The organism is Candidatus Foliamicus sp. (assembly GCF_965221325.1).
Classification (GTDB): Bacteria; Pseudomonadota; Gammaproteobacteria; order Steroidobacterales; family Foliamicaceae; genus Foliamicus.
The window spans coordinates 485,680-499,218 of record NZ_OZ244880.1 but is presented as its reverse complement, the minus strand read 5'-3'; the positions used below and the strand labels follow the sequence as shown (position 1 = coordinate 499,218).

At 64.6% G+C, this 13,539-nt stretch carries 11 protein-coding genes; 1 reads left to right on the top strand and 10 read right to left on the bottom strand.

What is annotated here, in order from left to right; genetic code table 11:
* Positions 1 to 4: 4 nt before the first annotated feature.
* Positions 5 to 3,190, top strand: coding sequence for an efflux RND transporter permease subunit (locus ACWCOO_RS02300; RefSeq protein WP_446831360.1), 3,186 nt, complete (start codon positions 5 to 7; stop codon positions 3,188 to 3,190).
* Positions 3,191 to 3,256: 66 nt separating this feature from the next.
* On the opposite strand, the gene ACWCOO_RS02295 is transcribed toward ACWCOO_RS02300, so the two are convergent.
* From ACWCOO_RS02295 to ACWCOO_RS02250, 10 genes are all read right to left on the bottom strand, one after another.
* The gene (locus tag ACWCOO_RS02295; RefSeq protein ID WP_446831359.1) at positions 3,257 to 4,432 is read right to left on the bottom strand and encodes an aromatic ring-hydroxylating dioxygenase subunit alpha; all 1,176 of its coding nucleotides are present in this window, start codon (positions 4,430 to 4,432) and stop codon (positions 3,257 to 3,259) included.
* Positions 4,433 to 4,552: 120 nt separating this feature from the next.
* Positions 4,553 to 5,245: a site-2 protease family protein gene (locus tag ACWCOO_RS02290; protein WP_446831358.1), complete on the bottom strand. Its 693-nt coding sequence runs from the start codon at positions 5,243 to 5,245 to the stop codon at positions 4,553 to 4,555.
* A gap of 42 nt (positions 5,246 to 5,287) precedes the next feature.
* On the bottom strand, positions 5,288 to 6,496 hold the full coding sequence (locus ACWCOO_RS02285; RefSeq protein WP_446831357.1) for a DUF4340 domain-containing protein: 1,209 nt from the start codon (positions 6,494 to 6,496) through the stop codon (positions 5,288 to 5,290).
* Positions 6,493 to 8,439 carry a Gldg family protein gene (locus ACWCOO_RS02280; RefSeq protein WP_446831356.1) on the bottom strand — a complete coding sequence of 649 codons (1,947 nt, stop codon included), beginning with the start codon at positions 8,437 to 8,439 and terminating at the stop codon, positions 6,493 to 6,495. Before ACWCOO_RS02280 ends, ACWCOO_RS02285 begins: the two co-directional genes overlap by 4 nt.
* 1 nt (position 8,440) lies before the next feature.
* The gene (locus tag ACWCOO_RS02275; protein WP_446831980.1) at positions 8,441 to 9,175 is read right to left on the bottom strand and encodes an ABC transporter permease subunit; all 735 of its coding nucleotides are present in this window, start codon (positions 9,173 to 9,175) and stop codon (positions 8,441 to 8,443) included.
* Positions 9,175 to 9,897: an ABC transporter ATP-binding protein gene (locus ACWCOO_RS02270; RefSeq protein WP_446831355.1), complete on the bottom strand. Its 723-nt coding sequence runs from the start codon at positions 9,895 to 9,897 to the stop codon at positions 9,175 to 9,177. Before ACWCOO_RS02270 ends, ACWCOO_RS02275 begins: the two co-directional genes overlap by 1 nt.
* Before the next feature lie 99 nt (positions 9,898 to 9,996).
* Positions 9,997 to 10,926 (bottom strand): class I SAM-dependent methyltransferase, encoded by a 930-nt coding sequence (locus ACWCOO_RS02265; RefSeq protein WP_446831354.1) that lies wholly within the window; start codon positions 10,924 to 10,926, stop codon positions 9,997 to 9,999.
* 131 nt (positions 10,927 to 11,057) lie between these two features.
* Positions 11,058 to 11,786, bottom strand: a complete 729-nt coding sequence (locus ACWCOO_RS02260; RefSeq protein WP_446831353.1) for a M48 family metallopeptidase — start codon at positions 11,784 to 11,786, stop codon at positions 11,058 to 11,060.
* Positions 11,787 to 11,808: 22 nt separating this feature from the next.
* Positions 11,809 to 12,876, bottom strand: a complete 1,068-nt coding sequence (gene lipA / locus ACWCOO_RS02255) for a lipoyl synthase (protein WP_446831352.1) — start codon at positions 12,874 to 12,876, stop codon at positions 11,809 to 11,811.
* Positions 12,873 to 13,439 (bottom strand): methylated-DNA--[protein]-cysteine S-methyltransferase, encoded by a 567-nt coding sequence (locus ACWCOO_RS02250; protein ID WP_446831351.1) that lies wholly within the window; start codon positions 13,437 to 13,439, stop codon positions 12,873 to 12,875. The genes lipA and ACWCOO_RS02250 overlap by 4 nt, the downstream gene beginning before the upstream one ends.
* Between the last annotated feature and the right edge of the window lie 100 nt (positions 13,440 to 13,539).

Below are 13,539 nucleotides of genomic sequence, written 5' to 3'. Positions count from 1 at the left end.
AAGCATGGCATCCAGCCGCTTCCTCGTGTTCTTTGCCCGCCACAAGGTGGCAGGCAACCTGATCCTGGCACTGATGATCCTGTTCGGCCTGCTCGGGGTGCAGCAACTCAACCGTCAATTGATGCCCGACTTCACGTTGGAGCAGATCCAGATCGACATTACCTGGGCCGGGGCCAGCCCGCAGGACATGCAGTCGAACGTGATCGAGCCGCTGGAACGCGAACTGCTGCTCCTGGACAACGTGGACAAGCTTGACGCGACCGCCTTTGAAGGCCGGGGTGTGGTTGCGGCAGGGTTCGACTTCGGCAGCAATATGGCCAAGGCGCTGACCGATGTGCAGTCGGCGGTAGCCCGCGTGGCCACCTTTCCGCAGGAAATGGAGCGGCCCGTGGTGCGCTTGCTGCAGCCCAGCGAAGTGATCTGCAACATTGAGATTTCCGGGCCATTCAGCGAGAGCGCCCTCAAGTCCTACGCCTGGGAAATCCGCAACGACCTGCTGCAGCGGGGCGTCAGTTCGGTGCGTATGAGCGGACTGCGCAGAAGCGAGTTGCGCGTGGAGGTTCCGGCCGAAACTCTGCGCCGCCTCGACCTCACGCTGGACGACATCGCACAGCGGATTGCCCGCTCCAGTCTCGATTTGCCGGGCGGCAACGTGGACACCGAACGCATATCCCGGCAGATCCGCAGCGAGCGCCGGGCGCGCACCGCCGCCGAGCTGGGCGAGGTGGAGGTGCTGGCCAACGATTCCGGCGAACGGCTGCGCCTGAAAGACATCGCGCGAATTCATGAAACGCCCGCCGATGGCGAAGTGGCGCGCAGGGTGGGCGAACATCCATCGATCAACCTCAATGTGCGGCGCAGCCGCGGCGTGGACTCCATGGTGGCGCAACAGTTGGTCGAAAGCTACCTTGAGGAGTTCAAGGCACGTGCGCCAAGCAGCCTGCGCGTGGACCTGTTCGATGTGTTCGCGAATCAGGTCACGCAACGGATAGACATGCTGCTCAGCAACGGCTTCGGCGGGCTGCTCCTGGTGCTGGCCGTTCTCTACCTGTTCCTGGGCGGGCGCCCTGCCTTCTGGGTGGCGGTAGGCATTCCGGTTTCCTTCCTGGCCGCAATGGCGGGCATGGCCGCGGTGGGATTGACTCTCAACATGATCAGCATGTTCGCGCTGATCATGGGGATCGGGATCATCGTGGACGACGCCATCGTGGTATCGGAGCATGCCGGCAAGCTGCATGCCGCGGGGATGTCGGGCGGCCAAGCGGCCGAACGCGCCTCGCGGGTGATGTTTCCACCGGTCATGGCGGCCTCGCTGACCACTCTGGCGGCCTTCCTGCCTATCCTCATGATCGAGGAAGAGGTGGGCAGCGTAGTGAAGGAACTGCCCATTACCCTGGCCATGGTCATCCTCGCCAGCCTCGTGGAGTGCTTTCTGGTGCTGCCCATGCATTTGCGCACCGCGCTGACCAAGCAACGCCCGCCGGCACGCTGGCGCAAGCGATTCGAGGCCGGCTTCGAGCATTTCCGGGACGGTCTGTTCAGCCGGTTTCTCGAAGGCGCGCTGCGGCAACGGTATGCCAGCGTCACGACCGCCGTATGCCTGTTCCTGCTATCCATCACCCTGATGGGCACCGGCCGCGTAGGCTTCGATTTCTTCCCCGCCCCGGAGTCGGACCTCGTCTATGCCAACTTCGCCCTGGCGCCGGGCGCGCCGCGGCGCGAATCGGAAGACATGGTGGCGGAGCTTGGCCGCGCTGCGCGGGCTGCGGAACAACAGCTCGGCGCCGGTCCGGGCGAGTTGGTGGTGTTCGGGGTCGGCTCCGTGGCCACTCGCGATCCGGGCGTGGGTAACGCGCCGCTGGAGGTGAGCGGCGATCACATGGGTGTATATACGCTGGAGCTTGCGCCAGGCGACATCCGGACGGTGCGTAACGAAGCGTTCATCGAGGCCTGGAAACAGGAGACCCGCAGGGCGGCGGGAGTGGAGAAGCTGATCTTCTTCTCACGCCAGATTGCTGGGCCGCCCGGCGCCGACCTGGACCTGAGTCTGTCCGGCAGCAGTCTGGAAGACCTCAAGGCGGCATCCGGCTACGTAGAGCGCTGGTTGGTGGCAGTGCCCGGCGTGGATTCGGTCGATGACGACTTGCCGCGCGGCAAACAGGAGGTGCTGCTGGAGATCACCCCCGCCGGCGAGGCGATGGGCTTCAGCGCCGCGGAAGTAGCGCGGCAGGTCCGCAATGCCTACGAAGGCGCCCTCGCCGATCGAGTTCCGCGAGACGAGGAAGAGTTGAAGGTGTTGGTGAAGCTGCCGGAAGCCGGCCCGGATCAATCCGGGCTGCGTAGCTTGTACCTGCGCTCGCGCAGCGGCGAGGAAGTGCCCCTCACGGAAGTCGTCAACCTGCGCCAGCGTGTGGGCTTCGCTCAGATTCGGCGCATTGACGGACTGACGCAGGTCAGCGTTTCGGCGGACCTGAATCCCGCCATCACCACCAGCGGGCAGGTGATTCGCGCCATGGAAGAACAGGGAATCATCCGCGCGATGCGGGAGCAATACGGCGTATCCGTGAACTTCAAGGGGCGAGCCGAGCAGCAGAGCGAAGCTCTGGCGGATTTCCGCATGGCCGCAATAGTAGCGCTGGGCAGTATCTATATCGTGCTGGCCTGGGTGTTCGCACGCTATGGCACACCGCTGGTGGTGATGAGCGTGATCCCCTTCGGCTTGGTGGGTGCAATCCTCGGACACATGGCGCTGGGCTTCAATCTCAGCCTGTTCAGCCTGGTGGCGCTGCTGGGATTGGCGGGTGTGCTGGTTAACGATTCCATCATCCTGGTATCGGCGGTGCAGCGGCACCGCGACGAGGGCGATTCGCTTCTGGAAGCGCTGCAGCACGGCGCCCGGGAGCGGCTGCGGCCGGTGTTGATGACCAGCCTGACGACTATCGTGGGAGTCACGCCGATCCTGTTCGAAAGGAGCCTGCAGGCGCAGCTAGTCCAGCCGCTGGCCATTACGCTGGTGTTCGGGCTGCTGTTGGCCCCGCCGCTGGTGCTGGTATATGTGCCCTGCGTGATGGCGATCGGCGGCGATGTGCGCCAGCGCCTGCGGGCCACGCGCTCGGGGGCACGCGATGGCTCGCGACAGACTGCGCCGGGAAGCCCGGAATCCGGTGAAGTATCCGGGCTGGCCGGTTAGCCCGCCCGAAAGCAGGACCCTAAAGCGTCAACCCTCGCTGCCGCCAATCGGCAGCCGGGATAGCAGTCAGGCGCCGACGGCGCGCAGCGGTTGCGCCGTGGGTTTGGGCTCGACCAGCGGCACGGGGTCCAGCACCCAGGCTTTGGATGTGCGCCGCGCCGGCGAAGGAATGGCGTAAACCACGTTGCGCTTGGCGCGCATGCGCTTTAGCTCATCGGCGTCGATGCGCCAGCCCTTCTCGTCCCACTGCTCCAGGCGCTCGCGGTAGAGCCAGATCACCTTGTCGGCCGGCATCAGCAATTCGCGCGTACTGCGCTCGGCCGGCGTGCATATCGGGTCGAGCTTTTCGATCACGACCCGGTCCTGCTCGGCAATGGCGAAGTTGCGCTTGTCCATTTGCTGGTCGGCAATCTTCAGGAACCACTTGTTTTTGGGGATCATGCAGTTGCGCATGGACACCAGGAAGGTATGCAGAATGTGCTCGTCCACGGGGGTTTCGTAAACGTATTGATGAAACCACTTGGTGGGGGTGAGATGAATGTAGGTGTAGAGACCGTTGGGCCCGTGGTGGCCCGAACCCGCGTCCAGCGGCCCATCGTAGTTACGGATCTTCTTCATCAGCCAGTTCTTCAGCGGCGGCGACTGGAAGGTGTGCATGAAGGCAAAGCCGTGCTCGTGGTGCTCCAGGCGCAGTTCGTTGACCTTGTAGGCATCGCGCTCGCCGGAATAGCCGTGGGTGGGATGCACGAATTCGTTGTGCGCCGGGTCCAGGCCGTTCTCCACGGCGCGCTCGTAGTTGGCGTTCCAGTGGTAGTCCATGGTGTTGGCCCGCCAGCCTTCCTTACCCCACTCGGGAATCGGCATTATGGGCGGGCGCTCTTCTTCGGGCAGGTCACCGAGGAACACGAAGATCAGTCCGTAGCGCTCTTCGGTTGGGTAGGCGTCCACCTGGCCGCGCGGCGGCACCTTGGTGCGCCCTTCGGGGCCGAGCGAAGGTATGTTCACGCATTGACCGGCTCCGTTGTATTGCCAGCCGTGATACGGACATTGCACGCAATCGCCCTTGATCTTGCCTCCCGACAGCGCCGCGCCGCGATGGATGCAGGTGTCGCTCAGGCAATGGGCCTTGCCATTGGAGTCACGAAACAGCACGAAGTCGTGGCTCAGCATGCGCACCCGCAAAGGCGCGTCGGCCGTGAGCTTGTGGGACCGCTCTGCGGCGTACCAGAAATTGATATACATTGGACATGCCTCCTCGAAGAAGGACGGGTTTTCGATTGTAGCGCACCCCAGCGCATGGAAAATTCGCGTTTGCGGCGGCGCTCGGATTCACGGCGGCCCTGCTGCGCCTGAGGGCGGCGTTCAGAAGTGTCCGGCAAGCGGCAGGATAAGCGCGCGCAGTTGGCGGGTTACAGGCAGGATAAAGGCCTGGAAGATGCTCCAGTTCCGCCCCAATTGGGCGCCCAACCACGGGAGCACGAAGAACAGAGCCAGCAGCAAGGCAAAGCCATGCCGTTCCAGACGAGCCAGAGGCCGCGCCAGCGAATCGGGAAGCAAGCCCACCGCCACCCGGCCGCCATCCAGCGGCGGCAGCGGCAACATGTTGAACACCGCCAGCAGCAGATTGAAATAGATCGCCACATTCAGGACCTGCGCAAACCAGGCGTCAAGGCCGGACAGCGGCGGATTCAGGACATGCAAGAGCAACGCCGCGACCCAGGCCTGCAATATGTTGCATAAGGGTCCGGCCGCGGCCACCTTGACCATATCAAGGCGCGGATTGCGCAGGCGATGAAAGGCGACCGGCACCGGCTTGGCGTAGCCGAACATGAAAGAGCCGCCGGAGAGCAGCAGCAGGAGCACAGGCATCGCAACCGTTCCGAACGGATCGATGTGGCGCAGCGGGTTGATGGAAATGCGGCCCAGACGCTGGGCCGTGTCATCGCCAAGCTTCAGCGCCGCGTAGCCGTGCGCGGCCTCGTGGAGCGTGATGGCAAGCAGCAGCGGAACTGCCCAGACGGACAATCCATACACCATTTCCGCGAGCGAGTTCATTTACTGTTCTTTTCCGTCAATACCTGCCGGTAGCTGCAGCACTTATTCATCCTTGAGCAGATCGTCCATTTTCCTGAACAACTGATCGCTCTTGAACTCAGGCAGCTCGTAGGCCCAGCCGCCCAGCTTGGCGTTCAGCTCCGCAGCGCGCGCGTCGGCGCTCGGGGCCGGCTCTTCCGTGGCGGGTGTCGGTTCTTCCGAGGCCTCGCCTGCCACTTCCAACCCAGCCTCATCCGCATCAGTGGTAGCGGACGGCTCCTCAGTTTCCTCCGCCGCGTCGCCCGGCGCCTCATGCAGCGATTCAGCGTTTGAATCCACATCCGACACAGCGGCGGGCGCCTGCAGCGCCGCGGCCGAGAACAGCACCCAGTAGCGAGGATCCTCTTCGCCGCTATCTTCGGCAGCGGCAGGCGCCTCCTCGCGCACGTCCAGGTTCAGCCGCAAGCCATCGAAGGTTTCGTAGCTAGCCGTAGCGGCGCGGGGCAGCGGCACCACCTCCGCGGCCGGACGCACATCGTTGGCCTGCACGTTGGCCAAGGCGCCGGCTATGCTGTTGGCCACGCTGCCGTAGCTTAGCTCGCGGCCTTCGGGGATGCCCAGCGGAGTGAAATTGATGGCGTCGGCATCCTCCTTGGCGATCTCCAGAAGGTCGCCCCCGCCGCGATCCAGCAGCACCCGCCGCACCTGGCTGGAAGCCAGGTTCACCACATCGCGATCCAGCCAATCGCGGCGCACGTCCGACAAATCGAAATCGGCGCTTACCATCCAGCTTTGCGTCTCGCCGGCGGTGCGGATATAGGCCATGCCGGTCCCGGCGCGGCGGCCGACGATAAAGCCCTCGGACGGATGCCGACCGCCGTATTCAAGCTCCAGCAGATAGCCGGCTGCATCGGGAGCGGCCGGATCTTCAACGCCCAACCGCGGATAGAACTCGGGCAGCGCCGTCTTGCGTTCCACCCTGCGAGCCTGCGACAGCGCGTTCAGGACGCCGCGGAAGCGCTCGAAGTTGACGGGATGGCCGCCGTTTTCGTCCACCGTCCAGCCCCCACCGCTGCGCCTGATCGTGGCCAGGACTTCGTTGCCCGCATGCACTACGCGCAGAGACTCCAGGTCCGCGAGACGTTCTGCCAGGCCGGGCGCATGCAGTCCGCTCATATCCCCGCCACGATTGAAATCGACGCGGCTCAGCAACAGGACCACCGCCAGCGCAGCGGCCAGCCCGGCCAGGATGACGAGGCTGCGGCGATTCATGCGTCGCTGCGGCGTCCGCGCCTGCGCATGAGCGCCACCGCCAGGCCGCCCAAACCGATCAACAGCGGGACGAGACCTATGTTGACGATCTTGAGCACCGCTCCGAGGCGCTGGATGCTGGCGTCCAGGTTGCGGCGCACTTCGCGCAGCTCCTTGCGGATGCGCAAGCGCTCCTCGGTGAATTTTTCCAGTTCCGCTTCCTGCTCAGGCGTCAGACTCAGGGCATAGACGTCGTCGCGCGCCTGCTGCAGTTCCGCGAGCCTGCTTTCGGTGCTTGCCAGTTCCTGCTGAAGCTGGTCCTCGGTGCGGCGGAACTGCGCTTCCGCCTCCACACGCAGGGCATCAACCCGCTTGAACGGACGCGAGAACGCAGCCCGACCCCGCAGGGACATCAACCCCGCGCTGCCGGACAACTGATCCAGCGCATTGATTACGAAATCACCGTTGCTGGCAAAGGCGGTGATGAGGCGCTGGCCGAACAGGCTTTGCGCCTGCGCCCACATCCGGTCCGATAGCAGATCGGCGTCCGCCACCACGATGGCCTGCACTTCACCCTCGGCAAGGTGTTCCAGGGGCGGCAATGCATCCGACTCGTCCGGGGCTTCGGCCGCCGCCAGTGGATTGGCCTGGAGCCCGTCATCCTCCTCGGCGGGGAGCGCAGGTTCCTCGGGGCGCCCGTCCGGAAATGCGCTGCCCACTCTACCGCTGAGCCGCACTGCCAGGGTCAGTATTTCGTCGCTGGGAGTGAATCCCGACCAGAGGCTGTTGACGTCGGGCGCGAAAGCCAGCATGTTGGGGTTGAGCGATCCGGCTTCAGCGCTGCTGCGCACCAGCGGCGCGATCTCCAAAGCAGGTTCTTCCAGAGTCTTCAGATAGCCGGAAAACGCGAAGTTGAGCACGTCCAGTTGCGCGGTCACCACTTCGCCGGAGTCCGCTTGCTGAAGATCCACCCCGATGTACGCCGGGTGGCGCATCAGGGTGCCGTCGGCCTCGCTGACCCGCAAGGCGTATAGCGCGTCGCCCGCAACCGCATCGCGGGGCATCTCCAGACCCCAATGCGAGAGCAGCGGCGCAAGGTTCGACGACCGGTCGGCGGGCATGCCGGCCATCGCGCCGCCCGGCGGACTGGCGGGATCAGCCTCGGCAAGCGGATCGACAAATATCAGCGCCCGCCCGCCGCGAAACAGGAATTGCTCCAGGTCGTACAACTGCGCGGGCGTGTAACCCTTGGGATGCACGAGCAGCAATACATCGATTTCTTCGTCGAGCAGGTCGTCGCTGCCGTCCAGACTCCTGAGGTCGAACAGTTCGCTGATCTGCGAAGTAATGATCCAGGGTTCCGTCATGCTGGTTGTGGCCGGATCGAAACCGCCGGTGAGCGGCAAGCCGCTAATCAGGCCAACCGACGGCTGCGAAGCGTCCGAAAGGGTATGCACGAGTTTCGCCAGGTCGTACTCGAGGAACTGCTCGCGCTGCGGGTCCATGAAGGGGATGAGTTCCTCGTCGCCGACCGCATTGGACCCGGCCACGCCGAAGTACAGCGGTTCGTCACTGATCTGCAAGCGCACACCCTGCAGTCCGAAAGCCGCCGCGCGATCCTCTTCCTCGGAAAACGGCGCCGGATCGATAACGCTCACCTGAAGCCGGCCATCAGCGGCGGACTCGAACTCGGCCAGCATGTCCTCGACGCGGTCGGCCCAGGCCCTAAGGCCAGGACTGTCCGCCAAGCCGGACCGGGAAATGAAGAAGTAAAGTTGAATGGGCTCGGCAATCGATTCCAGTACCTCGCGTGCGCCATCCGACAACGTGTAGAGCCGAGCTTCGGTAAGGTCCAGGCGGGCGCCGCGCAAGGCAAGATTGACCAGCCCCACCGCAGTCAGGAACACGATCGCCAGGGCGCCCAGGCCCAGCCGCCCGTAGCGCGCGCTTCTCACTTGCGTCACGCTAGTCCCCCCGCCCCAGGTCGAGGACGATGGCGTTGGCGTAGAGGAAAGCGGCGATCACGAGGAGAAAATACAACACGTCCCGCGCATCCAGCACACCCTTGCTGATGGCGTTGAAATGGGTCAGAAAGCCCAGTGAGCCGACAATGTCCACGAGCAACTGCGGCGCCCAGCCGGCAAAGGCGTCCAGTACCAGCGGGAACCCGGCCAGCAGGAAGGCAAAACACACAACCACGGTGGTGACGAAAGCCACCACCTGGCTGCGGCAGGCCGCCGAAATGCACGCGCCTATGGCCAGATAGGCGCCCGCCATCAGCAAGCTGCCACAATAGGCCGCCAGAATCACGCCGTTGTCGGGATCGCCCAGGTAGTTGACCGTGATCCAGGTGGGAAAGGTAAGCGCCAGCGCGGCGGCGATGAAGCACCAGGCAGCCAGGAACTTGCCCAGCACCGCCTGCCAGGCGGTGATTGGCAGACACATCAACAGCTCCACGCTTCCCGACTGGCGCTCCTCGGCCCACAGGCGCATCGAAACGGCCGGCGCCAGCACCAGGTGCAGCCAGGGATGGAACCCGAAAAACGGCGAGAGGTCGGCTTGTTCGCGTTCGAAGAAATTGCCGAGATAAAACGTGAATACACCACTTAGCGCGACGAAGATCACGATGAAGACGTAGGCCACCGGAGTGGCGAAGTAGGCGCGCAATTCGCGGCGCGCAATAGTCCAGACATGCCGCATCATGGTTGCTGCCCCGTGGTGATGCGGCGAAACACGCGATCCAGCCGCCCGGACTCGGAGGTGGCGGCCAGCGCGGCCGGCGTATCGTCGGCCACTATGCGCCCCGCGGCAACGATGATGGCGCGGCTGCAGACGGCTTCCACTTCCTCGAGGATATGGGTGGAAATGACCACGATCTTGTCGCTGGACATGCCACGTATGAGTTCCCGCACCTCGTGTTTCTGGTTCGGGTCCAGGCCGTCGGTGGGCTCGTCCAGCAGCAGCACCGGAGGGTCATGCAGGATCGCCTGCGCCAGACCCACGCGGCGCCGAAAGCCTTTGGAAAGGGTTTCGATGCGCTGATCGAAGACGCCATGCAGTTGCAGCAGCGCGGCCACTTCCTCGATCCGCTCGGCACGCGCTACGCCGCGCAGTTCGCGGATGTCGGCGATGAAATCCAGGAAGGTGCGCGGGGTCATTTCCCCCCAGAGCGGCGCACCCTCCGGCAGGTAGCCGAAGGTCTTGCGGGCCGGCAGTGTGTGCGTGAGCAGGTCGTGGCCGTGGATCTGCACGCTGCCCGAGGTGGGCGCCAGGTAGCCGGCGCACATGCGCATCGTGGTGGTCTTGCCGGCTCCATTGGGGCCTAGCAAGCCTACGATTTCCCCCGGCTCTATGCGGAAGGAAATCCCGTCAACAGCCTTGATGGCGCCGTAGTGTTTGCGCAGCGAGTCGGCACGGATCATGGCGGCGTATTGTAATGAGCGCGCACCGGGAATTGAGCGCCGCAAGGAAACGCGGGCGCGTGCCCGAAAGCACACGCCCTCGTTACTTTGCTGGAGGCGCTATTCGGGCTTGCGGAAGCGCATCGTGTAGCGGTCGCTCTCTCCGATGGCCACGTATTTCTCTCGATCCTCATCGCCCAAGCGGAGCGTGGGCGGCAGCGTCCACACGCCTTCGGGATAATCGCGAGTGTCATTGGGATTGGCGTTGATTTCGGACTGCGCGTCCAGCACGAAACCGGCCTTCTCAGCCATTGCGATGGTATAGGCCTCGGTGACGTATCCGGATTCGGCCTTGGGGTCCTGCTCCTTGTCGGGGTCGCCGCGGTGTTCGACGATACCCAGTATCCCGCCTGGCTTCAGCGCCTCGTAGAAGGCCTGAAACGCCTCATCGGCGAAGCCGAAAGCCATCCAGTTATGTACGTTGCGAAAACTCAAGATCAGGTCCACGGGCTCAGGCGCCAGCGCCATCTTTTCCGGGAACATCACCGTGACCTGCGCATCGCCATAGACTTCGGGACTCTCCGCCAGCTTCGCCATGTAATTCTCGACTCCTCTGCGGAAGCGCTCGTTCTCATGGTCGGCGGGAATGTGCGCACCGTAGAACTGCCCCTCCGCGGCCACGAATGGAGCGATGATTTCCGTGTACCAGCCGCCCGACGGCCAAATCTCCACTACCTTGGAGTCCGGCTGCAAGCCAAAGAATTTGAGCGTTTCTGCCGGATTCCGCGCCGCATCGCGGTCCGCGTTGGGCGCACCGCTGCGGCTCGCGCCGCGGTGTTCGCCGGCCAGCACCGCCGCCATCGCTTCATCCCACGCCGCGTCGCTTTCGGCGTCGGCGGCCGCTTCGATCTCCGCCGCTTCCTGCTCGGCGGGCGCACTCTCCGCGGCGGAATCGCCGGCGGACATCCCGTCATCGGCAGGCGGCTCGCCGCCCCCACATGCGGCCAGCGCGAAGGCCGCGGACACCAGAACCAGATTCAAACGCAGCATGATGTTGCCCCCAGGTATTTCCAAAAACTACCGACACGCATAGCGGTGCGGCAGCATCAAGCCTACCAGAATCAGACCGGAAAGAAACCCGCCTTGGTGGGCAAAAAATGCAACCCCGGCCCGTACGGCGCCTACTCGCACACCGGCCGCACGCCGTTTGCGAGCGCCGCGTTGTAGCGCGCCAGAGCGTCGCTCATTCCCGCGATCAGCTTCTCCGTGCGGTCTCCCGGCGCCGGATGAGTGGACAGGAACTGCGGGGGTCGGCTACCCGGCTTCGCCGCCATGTTCTGCCAAAGCTTAATGCTGGCACGCGGATCGAAGCCCGCTTCGGCCATGTAGAACAATCCGACTTCATCCGCCTCACTCTCGTGCTTGCGGCTGAAAGGCAGGCCAAGCCCGATCTGGGCCAGCACCTGGGCTTCCTGCTGCATACCGACGCTGCCTCCCAGCACTGCCGCCGCGCCCTGGGTCACTATGCCGCGGTTGGTCTGAGCCACCGAGTGCTGGCGGGTTACATGCGCGATTTCGTGGCCAATTACGGCGGCCAACTGGTGCTGATTCTGGGCCACATCCAGAAGGCCGGTGAAAACACCGATCTTGCCGCCAGGCATGGCGAAGGCGTTGGCCTCGGGCATGTCGAACACCTCGACCTCCCAAGCGCGGCTGGCGTAGGGTTCTTCCACCACGCGCAGTACGGCCGTGGCCACGCAGAAGATGTAGGCGCGCTCTACAGGGTCCTTGGAAATCGGTATTTGCCGGCGCATCTGCTGAAACTGCTGGTTGGCCTGGACCCGCATGGTGGATTCGCTCACGCAGCCCGCCACAGCGAGCGCCAATACAACAATGACCAGTTTTTTCATTCCTACCTCCTAGACCCGCAACTCAGGAATGCGAGAGCGCGGGTTCGGCAATGTTACCTGCCGGGACCGTTGCGGAACGTAACTCCACGCCGGCGTTGTTCCCCATCAGGGCTCTTTCGGCACGGTAACTGGAGCGCACCAGGGGGCCCGCCACGACCTCCCGGAACCCGGCCGCCAAGCCGGCTTGGCGCCATTCGGCGAATTCCTCGGGAGGCACAAAGCGTTCCACCGGCAAGTGATGCGGGGTGGGACGCAAGTACTGTCCGAGGGTAAGCAGCGACACGCCATGCGCGCGCAGGTCATGCATTGCCTGATGAATCTCTTCGCGGCGCTCTCCAAGGCCGAGCATGATGCTCGACTTGGTCAGTATGCCTGCGCCATGACGAGCCGCGGCGCCGAGCACCCGCAGCGACTGATCGTAGCCGGCCCTCGGGTCGCGCACCCGCGAGCTCAGCCGGCGGACGGTTTCGATATTGTGAGCAAACACGACCGGCCCGGAAGCCAGCACGGCGCGCACTGCCTCCTCGCTGCCGCGAAAATCCGGAGTGAGCACTTCCACGGCCGTTTTCGGGCTATGCCGGCGGATGGCCCGAACACAGCGGGCAAAATGCGCAGCGCCCCCGTCGGGCAGATCGTCGCGATCGACCGAGGTAAGCACCACGTAGCGCAAGTCCATGCGGCGCGCGGTCTCGGCGGCATTGGCCGGCTCTTCGGGGTCCAACCAGCCGGAAGGATTGCCCGTATCGACCGCGCAGAAACTGCAGGCCCGGGTGCAGACGCCACCCATCACCATCAGAGTTGCGGTGCCCGCAGTCCAGCATTCGCCGATGTTCGGACACAGCGATTCCTCGCAGACCGTGGCCAAGCGATGCGTACGCATAAGCGCCTTGAGCTCCAAGTAGCGCTTGCCCGAAGGCAGCCGCGCGCGCAACCAGGGCGGCTTGCGGCCGGGCCGGTCGGCCGGGTTGCCCGCGCCGCGCTTGCGACCGTTCTTGATGGCGTTGAATCCCTGCGGCGTACGGTACTTGGCGCCACTCACCACAGGGATGGCGTCCAAGGCGGCGAGCGCCGGGCTACCGGATTGCTTCACGCCGTGACCGCCCCTTCTGCGGCCAGCAATTTTCGCTTGCGGCGCAGTCCGCCGCCGTAGCCGCACAGGGTGCCGTCTCCGGCCACGATGCGATGGCAAGGCACCAGCCAGGCCACGGGATTGGCATTCAAGGCGCCGCCCACCGCGCGCGATGCGCCGGGCCGGCGTACGCGCCGGGCCAGTTCGCCGTAGGATGCCGTGCGGCCGGGCGGTACGCCCAACAGAGCTTGCCAGACTTCGAGTTGAAACGGCGTGCCCCGCAACAGGACATCCACCGTCCGCGCGCCCGACGAAAAAAGACTCGCCGCCTTTTGCCTGGCCCAGTCGTCATCGCGCCGCAGGTCGGCGCCCTGCCAGCGGCGCACAAGCTGTCGCCAGACCCGCTCTTGCGATGCGTCGGCGTAGGCCGCGCGGCAAAGAACGCCGTCCACCTGCGCCAGCATCATCCTCCCCAGCGGGCTTTCCGCAAACCCGGCGGTAACGCGGCGGCCTTGCGCGGGAGCTTGATCACGCTCTTCAACGCGGGCTCTGACGGGAGGGGGTATGAGGCTTGGAGCATTCACGACGCGGCATGCAAAAGAACTTTCCCGGCAAGTTTAGCAGCCCCCAAAGCTCAAATATTGCGCCGGTTTCCGGTCGCAGGCTGTGGCGCTGCAGCGCGCA